The sequence below is a fragment of the Streptomyces bugieae genome, from assembly GCF_036352915.1.
Classification (GTDB): domain Bacteria; phylum Actinomycetota; class Actinomycetes; order Streptomycetales; family Streptomycetaceae; genus Streptomyces; species Streptomyces endophytica.
Genome location: NZ_JAZBJP010000023.1, coordinates 99,649 through 116,820, shown reverse-complemented (window position 1 = coordinate 116,820; position 17,172 = coordinate 99,649). Strand labels below are relative to the sequence as shown.

Below are 17,172 nucleotides of genomic sequence, written 5' to 3'. Positions count from 1 at the left end.
GGGAGGCGCGTCGCCGCCCGGGCCGGCCCTCAGCCCCTGCGGTCCAGGAACACCGGGTTGGTCAGGGCCGCCATGGGGCCCGGGAGGCCGGGGGTGGTGGCAGGGTGCCGGACCTCGGCGCGTATGTAGGCGGCGTGATCGGGCGTGGTCCGCCAGGTGACGGTGTCCGCGCCGGACGGCGGCAGGGCGGCCGCATGGACGCGGCCCTGGTCGGTGACGAAGGAGACCGTGCAGCCCGGGGCACCGGAGACCGTCAGCCGCGCGGTCACCCCGGACGCTCCGGACAGCGCCAACCGCTCGCCGATACCGGCGTGTTCGCCGCGCTCACCGGTGACCGAGAACGACAGGTCGACCTTCGAGGACTCGGCGATCCACACCCGGCCCGCCCGTATGCCGTCCTGCAGGGCGCGGCGCGAGAGGTCATCGGCGAGCACCACCGTCTGCGGCAGGCCGACGACGTCCGGGTCGCGGTGGGCGTCGCTGTGCCCGACGGCCGGCAGCCAGTCCCCGCGGCCGCGGGCGTGCGCGACCAGGGTGTTGTCCCACTCGGCGAGGGTGACCTCGTCGTCGGGACCGTACGGACCGTTCCACACCTCCACGGCATCGGCTTCGTTGAGCCCGAACTTCCAGTTGCAGCCGATGCAGGTGGCGTGCGGATGCGCCGGGATGACCAGGCCGCCGGCCCGCCGGACGGCGCGCGCGTACTTCCCGAAGGCGTTGTCCCGGGCGCGATAGCGCCAGTCGATGAAGACCCCCGGGTCGGTGCCCATCGCGACCACATGGCCGTTGCGGGTGGTGACCTCCTCGCCCATCAGGATCAGCAGGTCGTCGCCCCACAGGCCCTCCCAGGCGCGGTGCCCGGAGGTGGTGTTGTGCTCGGTGGTGGTGAGGAAGTCCAGCCCGGCGGCGCGGGCCAGCGCCGCGATCTCGGCGGGCGTGCGCCTGCCGTCGGAGTGGACCGAGTGCAGATGGTTGTCGCCGCGGTACCAGGCGCGGCCGCGGCCCCGGGCGCGCTCGGGTGGGTAGACGGGTCGGGGCGTCCGGCCCGGGGGGCCGTACCGCAGGGTGATCGTGACGTCGTAGGAGAGCCCCTGCGGTGCGACGGTGTACGGGCCGAGGGCGATGTGCCAGAGGCCTGCGTTGACGGGGCCGGGGAGGTAGCCCGGAGTGGCGTCGTCGGCGCGCAGGAAGAACTCCGAGCGCGCCCCGCCGGACCAGCCGCGGAAACCGGCGCCGCCGAGGTCGGTGCCCCGCTCGTCGAAGATGCCGATGTCGCAGGCGTTGCCGACCGTGCCCTCGGGAACGGTGGGTCTGTCGTAGCCGTAGGAGACGGCGATCTCCCGCACCCCGCGCGGCACTTCGACCGGGAGATGGACGAAGTCCGGTACGCCCATGGGCAGATGGCCGGTCACCCGCCGGGTCTGCTCGCCCGTCCGGCCGCCCGCCCCGTCATCCGGCCCGCTTCCCTTCCCGCCGCCCGAGCCACCGCCCGGTGCTCCGGCCGCCGGCGTCGCGTCGGCGAAGCTCACCCGGCCGAGCGTGAGCGCACCCGTGGCGCCCGCGAGCGCCGATAACCGCAGCACATCGCGTCGATCCATCCCGCTCCACCCCCTTCCGTGTTGCGTCCCGTGAAAACTGTTGTACGCGGCCGTGACGCGTAGGGAAAGGCCTGTGGATAACCGTCGGACGGTGCGGCAACATGCCGTCATCCACCCGCCTGACGGAGGTCCCCCACCATGCGGATCGCGACCACGATCTTCCTGACCGACGAGACGATCCGGCCGGTCCGGCTGGCCCGCGAGCTCGAACAGCGCGGCTTCGCCGGCCTCTACCTCCCCGAACACACCCACATCCCGGTCGGCCGCGACACCCCCGCCCCCATGGGTGAGCCGCTGCCCCGCGAATACGGCCGCACCCTGAACCCGTTCGTCGCGCTCGCCCAGGCCGCCGCGGTCACCGAACGGCTCGCCCTCGGCACCGGCGTCACCCTCGTCGCCCAGCACGACCCGGTGGACCTCGCCAAGCAGATCGCGACCCTGGACTTCCTCTCCGGCAGCCGCTTCACCCTCGGCATCGGCTACGGCTGGAACGTCGAGGAAGCCGCCGACCACGGGGTGGAGTGGTCCACCCGGCGCGCGCTGACCCGCGACCGGATGGCCCTGATGCGCGCCCTGTGGGCCGACGAACCCACCGCGTACGAGGGCCCGTTCGGGTCCGTACGGGCCTCCCTGGCCCACCCCAAACCGGCCCACGGCGCCCCGCGCACCCTCCTCGGCGGCGCGGCCGGCCCCCAGCTCTTCGGGGAGATCGCGGCCTACGGCGACGGCTGGCTGCCGATCGGCGGGCGGGGGCTGACCGAGACCCTGCCCGTCCTGCGGCAGACCTGGTCGGACGCCGGACGCGCCGGCGAACCCGTCGTGGTCCCGTACGCGGTCCGGCCGACCCCCGGGAAACTGGCCCACTACCGCGACCTCGGCCTCCAGGAGGTGGTGCTGCAACTGCCCCCGGCAGAGGAGGGCGAGGTCCTGCGCACGCTGGACGACTTCGCGCAGTACTTGTGACGCCACAGGGAGCGACGGGGCGGGGAGCCGTACGGCGCCGTCGCGCCCTAGGTCCATGGGCCTACGGGCCGCCCCGCGCGGCTGGGACCGCAGACCGATCCGCGGCCGGGCCGTACGGACGTAGCGTCGAAGGTGAACGGGATCCCGGCAGCGGAACCCACGGAACGTGATCCACGAGACGTGGGCCAACGGAACGTGATCCACGCACCGGGACCCACGAAGAGCCTCGGCAGATCAAGGAGATCTCATGCCCAGCCTCGACCACACCATCGTGCACAGCACCGACCGCTTCGCCTCGGCCCGTTTCCTCGCCGATCTTCTCGACGCACCGGAACCCAAGGCGTTCGGCCCCTTCGCCACCCTCAAGCTGGACAACGGAGTGGCGCTCGACTACGCCGAGCACGCGGCCGGCGGCAAGGAGTTCACGCCCACGCACTACGCGTTCCTGGTGACGGAGGACGAGTTCGACAAGATCCTGGGGCGCATAAAGGACCACGGCCTGCCGTACTGGGCCGACCCGCGGCACACCCGGCCCCAGGAGATCAACACCCGGGACGGCGGCCGCGGCGTGTACCTCGACGACCCCGACGGCCACAACATGGAGTTCCTGACCCGCACGTACTCCGACGAGCTGCTGTCCAACCTGTAGCGGCCCGGTCCGACGGGACCGGCCGGGCCAGTGATCAGCGGCACACCCGGCCGTCGTTCTCCCGCAACGGCGCTGTCAGTCGGCGCTCGTATGCTCGGAGGATGACTTCCAGCGCGCAGGGACCTGACCAGGTATCCGACGAGGGATCCGACCAGGCGTCCGGGCAAGCGGCCGACCGCGGCACGGGCGCCCGGCCCGCCCCGGAGAGCCGCCCGACGGCGAACGCGATGCGCCGTGCGCTCAAGCGGGCCCGCGACGGCGTGGCGCTGGACGTCGACGAGGCCGTGGTGCTGCTGCAGGCCCGCGGCGCCGACCTGACGGACCTGTGCGCGTCCGCGGCCCGGGTGCGCGACGCCGGCCTGGAGGCCGCCGGCCGCCCCGGCGTCATCACGTACTCCAAGGGCGTCTTCATCCCCCTGACGCGGCTGTGCCGGGACAAGTGCCACTACTGCACCTTCGTCACCGTCCCCGGCAAGCTGCGCCGGGCCGGGCACGGGATGTTCATGTCGCCCGACGAGGTGCTGGACATCGCCCGCCGCGGCGCCGAACTGGGCTGCAAGGAAGCCCTGTTCACCCTCGGGGACAAGCCCGAGGACCGCTGGCCCGAGGCCCGCGAATGGCTGGAGGCGCACGGCTACGACGACACGCTCTCGTACGTCCGCGCCATGGCCATCCGCGTCCTGGAGGAGACCGGACTGCTGCCGCACCTCAACCCCGGCGTGCTGTCCTGGACGGACTTCCAGCGGCTCAAGCCCGTCGCCCCGTCCCTGGGGATGATGCTGGAGACCACCGCCGAGCGCCTGTGGAGCGAGCCCGGCGGTCCGCACCACGGCTCACCGGACAAGGAGCCGGCCGTCCGGCTGCGCGTCCTGGAGGACGCCGGCCGCTCCAACGTCCCCTTCACCAGCGGACTGCTGATCGGCATCGGCGAGACCTACGAGGAGCGCGCCGAGTCCCTGTTCGCGCTGCGCCGCATCCAGCGCGCCTACCACGGCATCCAGGAACTGATCATGCAGAACTTCCGCGCCAAGCCGGACACGGCGATGCGCGGCATGCCGGACGCCGAACTGGAGGAGCTGGCCGCGACCATCGCGGTGGCCCGGCACATCATGGGCCCCTCGACCCGCATCCAGGCACCGCCCAACCTGGTCGACGGCGAATACGCCCTGCTGATCGGCGCCGGCATCGACGACTGGGGCGGGGTCTCCCCGCTGACCCTGGACCACGTCAACCCCGAGCGGCCCTGGCCGCAGATCGAGGAGCTGACCGAGCACTGCGCCGCCGCCGGCTTCCGCCTGCGCGAACGGCTCCCGATCTACCCGGAGTTCCTCCAGCGCGGCGAACCCTGGCTCGACCCCCGCCTGCTGCCGCACGTCCGCGCCCTCGCCGATCCCGAGACGGGCCTGGCCGTCGAGGACGCGCCCGTCGTCGGCCGGCCCTGGCAGGAGCCCGACGAGGGCTTCACGATGAGCTCCTCGGGCCGTACGGACCTGCACCACACCATCGACACCGAGGGCCGCAGCGCCGACCGCCGGGACGACTTCGACGAGGTCTACGGCGACTGGGAGGCGCTGCGCGAGGCCGCCGCGCCCGGTATGGCGCCCGAGCGGATCGACGCGGACGTACGGCAGGCGCTCTCCCGGGCCGCGGACGACCCCACCCGGCTCACCGACCCCGAGGCGCTGGCCCTGCTGCACGCCGACGGACCCGCCCTCGACGCCCTCTGCCGCATCGCGGACGACCTGCGCCGCGCCACGGTCGGCGACGACGTCACCTACATCGTCACCAGGAACATCAACTTCACCAACGTCTGCTACACCGGCTGCCGCTTCTGCGCCTTCGCCCAGCGCCGCACCGACGCCGACGCCTACACCCTCTCCCTCTCCCAGGTCGCCGACCGCGCCCAGCAGGCGTGGGACGTGGGCGCCGTCGAGGTGTGCATGCAGGGCGGCATCCACCCCGACCTGCCCGGCACGGCGTACTTCGACATCGCGCGCGCCGTCAAGGAACGCGTCCCCGGTATGCACGTACACGCCTTCTCCCCCATGGAGGTGGCCAACGGCGCGACCCGCACCGGGCTGTCGATCCGCGAATGGCTGAGCGAGGCCAAGGCTGCCGGCCTGGACACGATCCCCGGCACCGCCGCCGAGATCCTCGACGACGAGGTCCGCTGGATCCTCACCAAGGGCAAACTCCCCACCGCCACCTGGGTCGAGGTCATCAAGACCGCCCATGAGCTGGGCATCCGCTCGTCCTCGACGATGATGTACGGCCATGTCGACCAGCCGCGCCACTGGCTCGGGCACCTCCGGCTGCTGGCCGGGATCCAGCAGGAGACCGGCGGCTTCACGGAGTTCGTCACGCTCCCGTTCATCCACACCAACGCGCCCGTCTACCTCGCCGGGATCGCCCGCCCCGGCCCGACGACCCGCGACAACCGCGCCGTGACGGCCATGGCCCGGATCCTGCTGCACCCGCACATCACCAACATCCAGACCAGCTGGGTCAAACTGGGCACGGAAGGCGCCGCGGAAATGCTCCGCTCCGGCGCCAACGACCTCGGCGGCACATTGATGGAGGAGACCATCTCCCGTATGGCGGGCTCCAGTTACGGCTCGTACCGCTCCATCCAGGACCTGATCGCCATCGCCGAGCGGGCCGGCCGCCCTGCCCGCCCCCGCACCACGACCTACGGCCCGGTCCCCGAGGAGCGCCGGGCGGCCGCCCTCGCCTCGGACGGCCACCTGCCCGAGCTGCTGCCGGTGGTGGACTGAACCGCCGGCCGTAGTGGCCGGTAATCGTCGTGGCTGCCCCGGCAGCCACCGGCCGTAGTGGCCGGGACCCGGCTCAGTCCCCGCTCGGTCCCGACCTCGGTCCCCGCTCGGTTCCGGCCTCGGTCCCCGCCTCAGTCCCCGTCGTACTCCGACTCGTGCTGGAGGATGCACTGCTGCCACTGGGACAGCGCCTCCTCGCGGTCGCCCCCGCTGTCCTGGGCGGCGACGATCAGGGCGTCGGCGGCCATCGCGGCGAGCCGTACGGCGATGTGGCAGACGTCGCTCTGGGGGAGCGGCCGGAGGAGTTCCACCGCGCCGTCGCTGTCCCCGGAGAGGGCCGAGGCGACAACGGCCATGGTGGTGCGATCCCACTCGTACTCGGACATGGGGAAAGCATGCCCACCGTGCGGCGCCGCCATCATCGAACGGATGAGCCCCGGCGCTGTCGCGCATCAGTTGAGTTGACGCACCGGACCGCCCGCCAGAAAGGCGCTGATGTCCTCGACGGCCTGCTGGAAGTACCCCTCGTAGTTGCGGCGGGTGACGTAGCCGAGGTGCGGGAGCGCGAGCACGTTCGGGAGGGTGCGGAAGGGGTGACCGGCCGGCAGTGGCTCCTGGTCGAAGACGTCCAGGCCGGCCCCGGCGATCCAGTTCTCGCGCAACGCCCGCAGCAGCGCCTCCTGGTCGACGATCGCGGCGCGCGAGGTGTTGACGAGGTAGCTCGAGGGCCGCATCCGGCGGAGCTCGTCCGCGCCGAGCAGCCCACGGGTGCGGTCGCCGAGCACCAGATGGACGGAGACGAAGTCGGCGGCCTCCAAGAGCTCTTCCTTGGTGGCGGCGGCGCGTACGCCCACCTCCGCGGCGCGCTCGGCGGTCAGGTTCCGGCTCCACGCCACCACGTCCATGCCGAAGGCCAGGCCGATCCGGGCGACCCGGCCGCCGATCTTGCCGAGACCGAGCAGCCCGAGCGTACGGCCGTGCAGATCGGCGCCGAGAGTGGACTGCCAGGGGCCGCCGGCGCGCATCGCGGTGCTCTCGGTGACGACGTTGCGGGCGAGGCCCAGGATCAGCGCCCAGGTCAGTTCGACGGGCGGCTCGGTGTTGCTGGCGGTGCCGCACACGGTGATCCCGTGCCGGGCGGCGGCCGTCAGGTCGATGGCGGCGTTCCGCATTCCGGAGGTGATCAGCAGCCGGAGCCGGGGCAGCCGGGCGAGCAGCGAGGCGGGGAACGGGGTGCGCTCGCGCATCGCCACGACGATCTCGCAGTCGCCGATCGCCGCGACCACCTCGTCCTCGGAGCGGAACGGCTCGCGCAGCGTACGGACCTCGACCGCACCGTCCAGCGGTGACCAGTCGGCCAGGGAGAGGGCGACGCCCTGGTAGTCGTCGAGTACGGCGCAGCGCGGTGTCACAGGAGATCTCCCGGAGTGCAGTTCGGCGGTCATCCGGACCGTAGCGCCCAAAAGCCGCCTAGCCAGCGACTATGCGCATACTCACCTGGCCGGAAACTGATCAATCCCGGTCGATTACAGTGCTGCGCCAGGGGCCCTTGCAAGGCCCCGGAACGTGGTGAGCTTCGGGAGGCACAGTGAGCGCAGCAGGAGGCGGCGCCGCCATCTGGGGGCGCGCGGAACAGCAGGACTTCCGCAGCCGGGTACGCGGCTGCCTGCTCGGCGGTGCCATCGGCGATGCGCTCGGTGCCGGCATCGAATTCGACTCGCTCGACGCGATCCGCGCGGCGCACGGCCAGGAGGGCGTGACCGATTTCGTACCCGCCTTCGGGCGGCGCGGCGCGGTCACCGACGACACCCAGATGACCCTGTTCACCGTCGACGGGCTGATCCGCGCCCAGGTACGCCGCGACACCGGCGCCTGGCACCCGCCCACCGACGTCCACCGCGCCTACCTGCGCTGGGCCGCCACCCAGCACGACTGGGGCCCCGACGAGCGCAAGACGGACGACGGCTGGCTGGCCCGCGAGGAGTGGCTGTACTCCCGCCGCGCGCCCGGCCGGGCCTGCCTGAGCGGCCTCGGCGACGAGGTGATGGGCACCCTGGAAGCGCCGAAGAACCCGGACTCCAAGGGGTGCGGCGCGGTGATGCGCTCGGCGCCGTTCGGGCTGCTGGTCGGCTGGGAGCCGCAGCTCGTGTTCCAGCTCGCCGCGGAGTGCGCGGCGCAGACGCACGGCCACCCCACCGGCTATCTGGCGGCCGGCGCGTTCGCCGTCATCAGCCACTCACTGGCCCGCGGCGAGGACCTCGACAGCGCGGTGCAGAAGGCGCTGGCCCACCTGGCCACCCGCCCCGGCCACGAGGAGACCACCGAGGCCCTCAAGCGCGCGCTGGGCGCCGTACGGCAGGGCATGCCGACGCCGGCCCGGGTGGAGTCGCTGGGCGAGGGCTGGACGGCCGAGGAGGCGCTGTCCATCGGCGTGTACTGCGCACTGGTCGCCGAGGACATCCGGCACGGCCTGCTGCTCGCCGTCAACCACAGCGGCGACAGCGACTCCACCGGCGCCATCTGCGGCAACCTCCTCGGCACCCTGCACGGCGAAACGGCGCTGCCGCCGGACTGGCTGGTCGAACTGGAGGGCCGGGCCACGATCCTGCAACTGGCCGACGACTTCGCCATGGAAATGACCCAGGGCCCCGCCCTGCACGGCCCGGCCGGCTCGTCCCCGGGATGGCTGGCACGGTATCCGCGGGCGTAGGGGGCCGTCGCGGGGGTCAGGGCGTAAGGGTTAGGACGTAAGGGGAAGGGCGAAGGGGAAGGGCGAGGGCGAAGGGCGAAGGGGAAGGGCGAAGGGGCTGGGGGCCTGGGGCCCGCCGGTCCCTTACGGGAGGGCCGAACACTTTCCCTAGGGGACCCGAGCGCCCCCTCGGGGGGCCACAACGGCTCGGGCGTCGGCGGTATTCCCGGCTCAGGCCCCTACTGGTAGGTCGAACACCTCCCGTAGGGGACACAAACGCCCCCTCGGGGGGCCACAACAGTCCGGGGGTCGGCGGAATTCCCGTGTCGTCCCCCCGCCACCCCACCTGCCCTCAAGGCGCCCGCACCCCCCGCACCCCGCCCGACCCGTCCCCCTGCTCCGGGAGGCTGCCCCCAAGATCCGCCGCGGCGCCTCCCGTGTCCCCGTCCCCGTCACCGTCCCCGTCCCCCTCACCGTCCCCCTCGCCGTCGTTGATCCGTGCCAGCACCGCGTCGCGTTCCGGGGTGGCCTCGGGCCGCAGGTGGCCGAGCAGGGCGAAGAGCAGCAGCGAGGTGGCGACCGGGGCGACGATCTGGACCTGGAGTTGGACGCCGTTCAGGCCGTAGTTGGTGAGCCAGAACGCGAACAGGCCGGCCGCCCAGGAAACCAGGGCCGCGGTGGGGCCCGAGCGGCGGAAGAGCCGCACCATGCCGAGCAGGAACGGGATGGAGATCGGCCCGACCAGTCCGGCCACCCACTTGATGACGACGGTGATGATGTCCTTGAACGTGGGCGAGTTGACCTGGGTCGCGATCGCCATCGACAGGCCCAGGAACGCGACCGTCGACAGCCGCGCGGCCAGCAGCCCGGCCCGGTGCGACCACGCGCGCGCCCTTGCCGAGAGGGCCGGCGCGATGTCGCGGGTGAACACCGCGGAGATGGCGTTGGCGTCCGAGGAACACATGGCCATCGTGTGGGAGAAGAAGCCGACGATCACCAGCCCCAGCAGCCCGTGCGGCAGCAGGCGTTCGGTCAGCAGCGCGTACGCGTCGGAGGCGTCCGGCCTGTGTGCCGTGACCAGCAGCGGCGCGGCCCACATCGGGAAGAAGAGAACGGCCGGCCAGACGAACCACAGCGCCGCGGACAGCCGCGCGGCGCGTTTGGCCTGCCGGGCGCTGCCCGTCGCCATGAAGCGCTGCGCCTGGTTCCACATCCCGCCGCTGTACTCGAAGGTCTTGATGAAGAGATAGGCGAGCAGAAAGGTGAGGGTGTACGGGCCGACGGTCGGCCGGGTGTGGGTGTCCGGCAGCTCGCCCCATACGGTCCACAGCGCGCTGACACCCCCCAGCTTCCCCAGAACGGTGACCAGCATCGCGACACCCGCCAGCAGCTGGATGACGAACTGCCCCAGCTCGGTCAGCGCATCCGCCCACAGACCGCCGACCGTGCAGTAGACGCCGGTGATCACGCCCGTGATGAGGATGCCCTGGTTGAGCGAGATCCCGGTGAAGACGGACAACAGGGTGGCGATCGCGGCCCACTTGGCGCCCACGTCGACGATCTTCAGCAGCACGCCGGACCAGGCCAGCGCCTGCTGCGTCGGCAGGTCGTAGCGGCTCTTGAGGTACTCCAGCGGCGAGGCGACACCCAGCCGCGACCGCAGCCGGTTCAGCCGCCCGGCGAACAGCTGGGCGCCGATGGCGACCCCGATCGCGATGGGGAAGGACCAGGTCACGTACGAGGTGACCCCGTATTGGTAGGCGATCCCGGCGTACCCGGTGAACATCACCGCGCTGTAGCCGGACATGTGGTGGGAGATCCCGGACAGCCACCACGGCATCCGGCCGCCCGCGGTGAAGAAGTCGCTGACGTCGTCCACCCGCTTGTGCGACCACACACCGATCGCGACCATCACGCCGAAGTAGCCGATGAGCACGGCCCAGTCGAGACTGTTCATGCCCCCTCCAGGGGTCCGCCTTGTGAACATCGATCACATCGCCGTGATGCGTTCCGCGGTGCCGTGTCCCCGCGCGGGAGTGGGGAACTCCCGGAACTCCCGGAACTCCCGGGATTGAAGCGCCCGTTGGGCACGCCGGTCAAGACTCTCGGCAATCACAGATATGAACACTGATCAGCGAAGTGGACCAATGCGCCGTCTCTTGACCGCCGGGAACGTTGCCGCGTCCCGCGCCCCCCGCACCCACGATGAGCGACCGGCACAACGGCCGTACGGGTGCGGGACCCGTACGGCCGTAAAGGGAAGGAGTGCGGAAAGGGGGTGCGGAAAGGGGGTGCGGAAAAGGAGTGCGGAAAGGGAGTGCGGAAAGGGCGGCGGAAGGAGTGCGGCCGCTACCGCATCAGCTCACCCGCGTTGACCAGCAGCGACTGGCCCGTGATGGCGCGCGCCCGGTCGGACGCCAGGAAGACCGCGGTCTCGGCCACATCGGCATCCGTGGCCAGCTCCGGCAGCGCCATCCGCTCGGTGAGCCGCCCGAGCACCTCGGACTCCGCCACGCCCTCGGTCTGCGCCTGGAACCGTACGTAGGCCTCGACCGGTGGGCCCCACATCCAGCCCGGCTGCACGGTGTTGACGCGTATCCGGTCCGGCCCCAGCTCGCGGGCGAGCGAGTACATCGCGGAGACCAGCCCGCCCTTCGACGCCGCATACGCCGCCTGCCGCACCTGTGAGGGCGCCGCGACCGACGACTGGGTGCCGATGAACACCACCGAACCCCCGCCGCGCGCGGTCAGCGACGGCAGACAGGCCCGGGTCATCCGCAGCGTGCCGAAGAGGTTGACGTCCACGACGTCGCGCCAGGAGTCGAAGTCGGCGTCCCGCAGTCCGCCGAACAGCGAGTCCAGCGCGGCGACATGGATCACCGCGTCGATCCCGCCGAACCGCTCCACCGCCAGCGCGGCCAGCGCCGTGCACTGCGCCTCGTCCCCGATGTCGGTCACCCGCCAGGCGGTACGCGTCCCCGCAGGGTCGATCCGCGCCGCCGACTTGGCGAGGTTCGCCTCGGTGCGCGCGCCCAGCACCACCGACGCGCCGTCCCGCACGCAGGCCGCCGCGACCTGATGGCCGAGGCCGGGCCCCACGCCCGAGACGACGACGGTCTTGTTCCGCAGCAGCATCTCCGCCTCCGGGCATCGCGCACCACGTACCTCTCCTGACGACTCGTCAGGTTAGGGTGCCCGCCCCGAAAGCAACAGGCCCGTCCCTTCGCGGATTTCGCGTCGTGGCGTGCTGCTGCCCGGTCAGTGCGCGTGCCCCCGGCGCAGCGGCACCGCGGCCCGCAGCCGGCGCAGGACCGCGACCACCCGCACCCGGGCCCCGCACAGCCGGGCCCAGAGGTGCCGGGCGAGCGAAGGGGGCGGCTCGGTCGGACCGCTCTCGGAGACATCGGGGTCCGGCGCGCCGCCTGTCGGGTCGTCCGCGTCGTGGGGGCCTGGGGTGTCGTGCGTGCCGTGGGTCATCCGTCCTCCCGCCTCCCGGAAAGGTGTTCCCGTGTTCCCACCCCCTGTTCTTCCCCGTGGCGGCCACCCCGAAGCGGCGCTCCCCGGAAGCCCCCGGGCGCGCCGCTCTCCGAGCTCACCCCTCCCCGCGCGCCTCCGCCAGCGCCCCGCGCAGCCGCCCCAGCCCCTCGCGGATCTCCTCCGGCGTGTGCGTGACGAACGACAGGCGGACCGCGGCCGGGTCCGGCGGGCCGGCGAAGAACGGCGCCCCGGGCACGTACGCGACGTCATGCCGCACGACCTCGGGCAGCAGGGCGGTCGCGTCGTGGCCGGCGGGCAGGGCGGCCCACACGAACATGCCGCCCGACGGCCGGTTCCACCGCGAGCCCTCGGGGAGCGCCGTGGCGAGCCCGTCGACCAGCGCGTCCCGGCGCTCGCGGTACGCGTCGCGCACCCGCGCCAGGTGGACGTCCAGGTCCGTGGTCGCCAAGTACCGTGCCGCGGCCGCCTGGTCGACGGTCGAGGTGTGCAGATCGGCGGCCTGCTTGGCGATGACGCAGGGGCGCCGCAGCGGGTCCGGCAGCCGCAGCGTGCCCAGCCGCAGCCCGGGCGCCATCACCTTCGAGAACGAACCCAGCAGCACCGTACGGTCCTCGGCCCCCGGGAACGACGCCACCCACGGCACCGCCTCGCCCTCGAAGCGGAGTTCGCCGTACGGGTCGTCCTCGGCGATCCACAGTCCGCGCCGGGCGGCGATCTCGGCGACCGCGGCCCGGCGCTCGGCGGAGAGCGTGCGGCCGGTCGGGTTCTGGAAGGTGGGGATGACGTACAGCAGCTTCGGCCGCTCGCGGGCGGCGAGTTCGTCCAGCGCGGCCGGATCGAGGCCCTCGTCGTCGGTGGGCACCGGCACCACCCGGGCGCCCGCCAGCGAGAAGATCTGCAGCGCCGCCAGATAGCAGGGGTCCTCCACCAGCACCGTGTCGCCCGGCTCCAGCAGGACGGTGGCCAGCAGCGACAGGCCCTGCTGGGAGCCGGTGGTCACCAGCAGCTCGTCGGGACCGGTGGGCAGCCCGCGGGCGGTGGTGCGCGCCGCGACGGCCGCGCGCAACGCCGGGTCGCCCTCGCTGGTGGAGTACTGCAGGGTGCGCCGCGGGTCCTCGGCGAGCACGTGCTGGAAGGCGGCCGCTATCCCGGCCGCGTCGAACAGCTCGGGGGCGGGCAGCCCGCCGGCGAACGAGATGACCTCGGGCCGGGCGGTGAGCGCCAGGATGTCGCGTACCGGCGAGCCGCCGGTGCGCGCCGCCCGCGCGGCGAGCTCGGGGAGCGGCGCACGGGCGGGCGTACGGAGGGGCGTACGGGCATCGGCGAGGATCGCATCCGGCATGGCGACTCCCATCACTCCGGGCCGCGGGTTAACCCGCGTTAGCTGCAAATGCCAGGCAGCTTAAGCGGGAAGGGAACGGATGTGCAGGGATGCCCACATGGTGAGCATGCCGGACCCCTCCCGTTCTGACACTTCGTCAGCTACACCTGTTCCCCATGACCGCAGACCGCGAGAGCACGAGCAGGATCACGCCGGAGGATGCCACCGCCACCCACGTCGCCGCCTACGGTGAACTGGCCGCCGTCGGCCCCTACGGCGTCCGCCCCGGGCATGCGCTGATCACCATGGTCGAACCCCATCCCGGCCACGAGTACGCCTACAACCGCTGGTACGAGGACGACCACTACATCGCCGGCGCCATGGCAATGCCCTGGATGTTCGCCGGCCGCCGCTGGGTCGCCACCCGCGACCTGCAACTCCTGCGCTATCCCACGGAGTCCGCCGTCGCCCGGCCGGTCACGGCCGGCTGCTACCTCTCCACGTACTGGCTCACCGAAGGCCGCTACGACGAGCACATGCGGTGGACGGTGGCGATCAACCGGCGCCTCAACCAGGACGACCGGGTCCACCAGGACCGTACGCACGTCTTCACGGCCTTCCAGGACCACCTGGCGACGGTCTATCGGGACGGCGCGGCGGGCCCCCGGGACTTCCACGCGCTGGACCACCCCTACGCGGGGCTGGTGCTGGAGGTGGTCGACGCGGCCGGACCGGAGGAGCGGGCCGGGCTGCTGGAGTGGCTGCGGGACCGGCAGCTGCCGCGGCGGCTGGCCGGCTCACCCGCCGCGATGGTCACGGTCTTCCGGCCGACCCCGCTGCCCGGTGACCGGATGTCGTACGTACGGCAGGTCGAGGGCGTCGACACCCGGCTGACGCTGCTGTGGTTCCTGGAGCAAGATCCCCGCGACGCCTGGTCGGCGCACTTCGCGGACCTGGGGGCGGAGGTCGCGGACGCGGGACTGGGGCGGGTGGAGCTGGTGGCGCCGTTCGTGCCGACCGTGCCCGGGACGGACCGGTACGTGGCCGAATTGCGCTGATGGGTGCTGACGCGCGGTGACGGGGGCGGGAGGGAACGCGTCGAGGTGCGGGCAAGGCCGAGCCCCCTCGGCCGGGACGGCGATCCAGTCGAGAGGGCTCGTATCCGCGGATGCGGACTGTGGAGCGTGCCGGCTCAGGTCACGCCACGTCGAACGCGCCGTCGGCGACGTCCGACACGAAGCGGCTCCAGGAGGCGTTGTCGAACGTGAGGCGCGGCCCCTCGGGGTCCTTGGAGTCGCGCACCGCGATGGCTGCGGTGGTCGGTACGGCGATTTCCACACAGGCGCCGTTACCACCGGAGTACGAGGACTTGGTCCAGGAGAATGCGGAATTCGGCTGCACGGCCATGTTCACTCCAATTACTCTGAGTTACCGCGGATTCGGTAGTGACGACGCTACGCGCCAACATCACCAACCGCAGGGGCCGTTCACCCGTCCGAATGGCATATTCCTTGATCTCTTTTCACGGCGGCGGGCGCGGGTGTACCGTGCGAACCCGTTATCCGGAACCTCGCATTCCGCCCGCTTTCCGCCCTGCTCCGGACCCGTCGTTCCGGTCCGGTGCGTCGGTCTACCGCTCCGGTCTCACCCCCTCGCGTCCGCATGCAATTTCGCCGCGTCCGCGATGAACTCCCGGCTCGCTTCCGCGCTCAGGGCCTGTGCCCGCAAATGCTCGTACATGATCGTGTATTTGTGCACATCATTGGTCTTCTCCAGATAAAGGTCACTGGTGACGCCCTCGATGTACACCACGCTGGAATCCGCGGCATCGTCGAATTCCAGGATGGAGAACGTCCCCGACATTCCGGCGTGCGCACCGGCGTCATAGGGGAGCACCTGCACGGTCACGTGCGGGAGATGGCTCACCTCGACGAGATGGTCGAGCTGTTCGCGCATGATCAGGTGGCTGCCGACCACCCGCCGCAGCGCGCTCTCGTCCAGCACGACCCACAGCCGCAGCGGGCGCTCGGGCTCGTTGACCCGCTCCTGGCGGCGCATCCGCACCTGGATGCGCTTCTCCAGATGGTCCGGCGCCAGCTCGGGGACCGTACCGGGAATGACCGCCTCCGCGTAACCGGGCGTCTGCAGCAGCCCGGGCACGAGCAGCGACTCGTAGATCCGCAGCGAGGCGGCCTCGGTCTCCAGACCGATGTAGACGCTGTACGGGATGTCGCCGAAGGCGTGCCACCAGCCCTGCTGGCGGGAGTCCTTCGCCATCTGCATCAGCGAATCGACTATCCGGTGGTCCTCGACCTCGTAGACCCCGCAGAGATCGCGGACATCACGCTGGCTGATGCTGCGGCGACCGTTCTCGAGTCTGCTGATCTTGGATTGCGAGACCAGCAGCCGCTCGGCCACCTCTTCCGCCGTCATGCCCTTGAGCTCGCGGAGCCTGCGCAGCTCCTGGCCCAGCCGGCGTCGCCTGACGGTGGGATTGACGTGGGACGCCACGGGATGTGCACCTCCGGCTCCGTACTGCTGTCATTTCCTGGTCAGCAGACTGCCACTCCGGAGTGACGCCGCGCAGTGAAATGCGCACACAAGGCGAGCGAGCGTGTGCGCGGGGTGGCACTGGTGGAACGGTGGAGCGTCCTTGCAGGGCGCCCGGTCGCACGGGCCCTTCAGGGCGTCAGCGGGCGCCCACGCGGGCCATCCTGCCGTGACCGTGCCGCGACTGGCCCGGTGTGCCGGACGCGTTCGCCGCGGCGTGGGACGCCGGTTGCCGTACGGCACCGCCGGCGGCGGCCTGCGACCGCCGTGGTTGCGCCGCGGCGCCGTTCTGCACGTCCATGACGGCGTGGGCCACCAGCCCGCCCATGGGGTCGTGCCGGATCAGATCCCGGAGACGGGAGCGCGATGACCGCCCCTCGTTCCCTGGATAGAGGTGCTTGCCGAGTCCGACCGCATGGGCCAGCGCGGCGAGCGCCGCGGTCCGCGGGTCCGGGGGTACGCCGGTGCGGATCGCGTTGTCCAACCGGGCCCTGATTTCCCGGCTGATGGCCGTCTCCGTCGCTTGGTAGCGCGTCGTCGGCAGCACCCCGCACATCTGGCCCGCCACGGCATGCACCATGCCGCACCGTTCGAGATGCGTGAGGTACGTCTGGCGCAGCCCCAGTCGGGGCCCGCCGATCCAGTGGACCGCGCGCACCGGACTGCCGCGTCGGCGCAGCAGTTCGAGCGCGGAGTCCAGAGTCGGATCTCCTGTCGGCCGTGCCATCACCACGGCGATACGATCCCCGTCTGGGGCTATCCGTCCTGCCAGAGCCAGCTCTACTAGCTGGGCCCCGGCCAGGCCGAGGTCGAGCGACTGCGGCTGCGCTGTGGTGCCCGTCGCCGGGTCCAAAGCGAGCAGCAGAAGCTCCTCCGGAATTGTTCTGCGGCTCCTGCCCATCCATGCCTCCCCGCGTGGATGAATGACAGGGTGACCCCTCTCACATTCATCTGTCGAGAGTGCGTGGGGGGTTCGGTAGGGAACCGGTAGGTATGTCGTTCTCGTCTTGCACGTTGGCGACATCTATCCGTGGGGTGCGGCGCGTACCGGTTCGCGTGGCGGCGAGGCGCTGCCACGTGAACACAGGAGACTTGGGAACACTGATCCAATGCGGCAGTGCGACATATGA

At 71.8% G+C, this 17,172-nt stretch carries 15 protein-coding genes; 5 read left to right on the top strand and 10 right to left on the bottom strand.

Features of this window, described 5'->3' with window-relative positions:
• Positions 1–29: 29 nt before the first annotated feature.
• Positions 30–1,598 carry a CehA/McbA family metallohydrolase gene (locus tag V2J85_RS28160; protein WP_261950871.1) on the bottom strand — a complete coding sequence of 523 codons (1,569 nt, stop codon included), beginning with the start codon at positions 1,596–1,598 and terminating at the stop codon, positions 30–32.
• A 138-nt stretch (positions 1,599–1,736) separates the two neighbouring features.
• Here V2J85_RS28160 and V2J85_RS28155 point away from each other — a divergent pair, with 138 nt between their 5' ends.
• The 3 genes from V2J85_RS28155 (at position 1,737) to V2J85_RS28145 (ending at position 5,984) form a co-directional block, all read left to right on the top strand.
• Positions 1,737–2,561 (top strand): TIGR03619 family F420-dependent LLM class oxidoreductase, encoded by an 825-nt coding sequence (locus V2J85_RS28155; RefSeq protein WP_330823107.1) that lies wholly within the window; start codon positions 1,737–1,739, stop codon positions 2,559–2,561.
• Positions 2,562–2,808: 247 nt separating this feature from the next.
• Entirely contained in the window at positions 2,809–3,210 is a 402-nt protein-coding gene (locus V2J85_RS28150; RefSeq protein WP_261950873.1) for a VOC family protein, read from the top strand.
• 101 nt (positions 3,211–3,311) lie between these two features.
• Complete coding sequence (locus V2J85_RS28145) at positions 3,312–5,984, top strand: bifunctional FO biosynthesis protein CofGH (RefSeq protein WP_330823106.1); 2,673 nt, start codon at positions 3,312–3,314, stop codon at positions 5,982–5,984.
• Positions 5,985–6,115: 131 nt separating this feature from the next.
• On the opposite strand, the gene V2J85_RS28140 is transcribed toward V2J85_RS28145, so the two are convergent.
• Both V2J85_RS28140 and V2J85_RS28135 read right to left on the bottom strand, forming a co-directional pair.
• The gene (locus V2J85_RS28140) at positions 6,116–6,370 is read right to left on the bottom strand and encodes a hypothetical protein (protein WP_030415575.1); all 255 of its coding nucleotides are present in this window, start codon (positions 6,368–6,370) and stop codon (positions 6,116–6,118) included.
• Between the two features lie 66 nt (positions 6,371–6,436).
• Positions 6,437–7,396 carry a D-2-hydroxyacid dehydrogenase family protein gene (locus V2J85_RS28135; RefSeq protein ID WP_330823123.1) on the bottom strand — a complete coding sequence of 320 codons (960 nt, stop codon included), beginning with the start codon at positions 7,394–7,396 and terminating at the stop codon, positions 6,437–6,439.
• Positions 7,397–7,572: 176 nt separating this feature from the next.
• Here V2J85_RS28135 and V2J85_RS28130 point away from each other — a divergent pair, with 176 nt between their 5' ends.
• Entirely contained in the window at positions 7,573–8,694 is a 1,122-nt protein-coding gene (locus V2J85_RS28130; RefSeq protein WP_261950876.1) for an ADP-ribosylglycohydrolase family protein, read from the top strand.
• Between the two features lie 331 nt (positions 8,695–9,025).
• Here the strand turns inward: V2J85_RS28130 and V2J85_RS28125 are convergent, their stop codons facing one another.
• The 4 genes from V2J85_RS28125 to V2J85_RS28110 form a co-directional block, all read right to left on the bottom strand.
• The gene (locus V2J85_RS28125) at positions 9,026–10,630 is read right to left on the bottom strand and encodes a sodium:solute symporter family protein (RefSeq protein WP_330823105.1); all 1,605 of its coding nucleotides are present in this window, start codon (positions 10,628–10,630) and stop codon (positions 9,026–9,028) included.
• A gap of 392 nt (positions 10,631–11,022) precedes the next feature.
• Complete coding sequence (locus V2J85_RS28120; protein ID WP_261950878.1) at positions 11,023–11,808, bottom strand: SDR family oxidoreductase; 786 nt, start codon at positions 11,806–11,808, stop codon at positions 11,023–11,025.
• Between the two features lie 123 nt (positions 11,809–11,931).
• Complete coding sequence (locus tag V2J85_RS28115) at positions 11,932–12,150, bottom strand: hypothetical protein (RefSeq protein WP_330823104.1); 219 nt, start codon at positions 12,148–12,150, stop codon at positions 11,932–11,934.
• A 115-nt stretch (positions 12,151–12,265) separates the two neighbouring features.
• Complete coding sequence (locus V2J85_RS28110; protein ID WP_261950880.1) at positions 12,266–13,513, bottom strand: aminotransferase-like domain-containing protein; 1,248 nt, start codon at positions 13,511–13,513, stop codon at positions 12,266–12,268.
• Between the two features lie 155 nt (positions 13,514–13,668).
• Between V2J85_RS28110 and V2J85_RS28105 the strand changes: the two genes are divergently transcribed.
• Positions 13,669–14,550 (top strand): hypothetical protein, encoded by an 882-nt coding sequence (locus tag V2J85_RS28105; protein ID WP_330823103.1) that lies wholly within the window; start codon positions 13,669–13,671, stop codon positions 14,548–14,550.
• Positions 14,551–14,689: 139 nt separating this feature from the next.
• Here V2J85_RS28105 and V2J85_RS28100 read toward each other — a convergent pair whose 3' ends face one another.
• The 3 genes from V2J85_RS28100 to V2J85_RS28090 form a co-directional block, all read right to left on the bottom strand.
• Complete coding sequence (locus V2J85_RS28100; protein WP_261950882.1) at positions 14,690–14,899, bottom strand: DUF397 domain-containing protein; 210 nt, start codon at positions 14,897–14,899, stop codon at positions 14,690–14,692.
• Positions 14,900–15,136: 237 nt separating this feature from the next.
• Positions 15,137–16,003 (bottom strand): helix-turn-helix domain-containing protein, encoded by an 867-nt coding sequence (locus tag V2J85_RS28095; RefSeq protein ID WP_261950883.1) that lies wholly within the window; start codon positions 16,001–16,003, stop codon positions 15,137–15,139.
• 178 nt (positions 16,004–16,181) lie between these two features.
• Entirely contained in the window at positions 16,182–16,943 is a 762-nt protein-coding gene (locus V2J85_RS28090) for a GOLPH3/VPS74 family protein (RefSeq protein ID WP_261950884.1), read from the bottom strand.
• Between the last annotated feature and the right edge of the window lie 229 nt (positions 16,944–17,172).